The organism is bacterium, assembly GCA_024224155.1.
Taxonomy (GTDB): domain Bacteria; phylum Acidobacteriota; class Thermoanaerobaculia; order Multivoradales; family JAHEKO01; genus CALZIK01.
Map to the genome: position 1 here is coordinate 1 of JAAENP010000162.1, position 1292 is coordinate 1292.

The 1292-nt window shown below is 63.8% G+C and carries 1 protein-coding gene; it reads left to right on the forward strand.

The window, feature by feature from the left end:
* Positions 1–34: 34 nt before the first annotated feature.
* Positions 35–1292 (forward strand): IS701 family transposase (locus GY769_09925; protein MCP4202241.1); only part of this gene is annotated, 1258 nt, incomplete at its 3' end.

Consider the following 1292-nt stretch of genomic DNA (forward strand, 5'->3'; position numbering starts at 1 on the left):
GAGTTTCCTGACAAGAGAAACAGGAGGCTCGACGATGACAGCGGATCAGATTCGATCCCTGCAGCCGGCGCTGGCTGCGCTTTTGAAGCGGTTCCGGCCCTTCTTCAATCGGGAAGCGACGTTCGGGCACTGGGAACGGTACCTGCTCGGCTTGATGGCGGACTTGAAGCGCAAGAGCATCGAGCCGATCGCCCTGGCGGCCGGCGTGGCGGTTCGGACACTGCAGGAGTTCCTGGCCTTCTTCGTCTGGGACGAACAACGCGTCAGCGACAAGCTCCAGCAGATCGTGCAGGATGAACACGGCTGCGCGGGGGGCATCGGCGTGATCGACGCGTCGGGGCATGCCAAGCAGGGCGACAAGACCCCCGGCGTGCAACGGCAGTGGTGCGGAGAAGTGGGCAAAGTGGAGAACTGTGTGGTGGGCCAACATCTGTTGTATACAGATAACCAGCCCATGAATCCGTTCAGTTGCCTTTTGGCCAGTGATCTGTACCTCCCGAAGAGTTGGGATGGGGACCGGGCCCGTTGCCGCGAGGCCAAGATCCCCGACGACGTGGTCTACCGCCCCAAATGGCGAATTGCCGTTGACCAGGTCCAGGCGGCCGTCGGCAACGGGGTCCGTTTTTCGTGGCTGACCTTCGACGAGGAGTACGGCAGTATCCCCGAGTTCTGGTTCGAGCTGGATCGGCTGGGCCAGCGGGGCATTGGCGAGGTCCGCTCCAACTTCTTGTGCTGGCCGAGGCGCCCGCACTATTGCTCGGGTCAAAGCGCCCATGCCTCCAAGCGGGTGGACAACGTGTGCCGGTACAGTCCGGTGTTTACCCAGCAGCCGTGGCGGCGGATGAAGATCAAGGATACGACCCGCGGCCCGGCGATTTGGGAAGTGAAGGCCGCCCGGGTGCATCTGGTCGACGCGTCCCGGACGACCGACGGTGTGTCGGCGCCCACCGATCGGCTCTACTGGCTGATCGTGGCCCGCAATCCAGCCAGCGGCGAGGTGAAGTATTTCGTCAGCAACGCCTCGGCCGGCGTCAGCATGCAGGAGATGATGACTGCGGCATTCGCCCGCTGGCACGTGGAGAAATGGTTCGAGCGAGCCAAGCAGGAGGCGGGCTTCGGCGCGTTCGAGGTTCGCACCTACAAGAGCCTGACCCGGCACTGGCTCTGCTCGCGCCTGGTGATGTACTTCCTGGCCGCCCAGACGCGGCGGCTTCGGGGGGAAAAACCCGCGGATCACGCTGGAGCAGGTAGCGGCGGTAGCCAACACCCTGGCGTCGAAGATTTGGAACCGC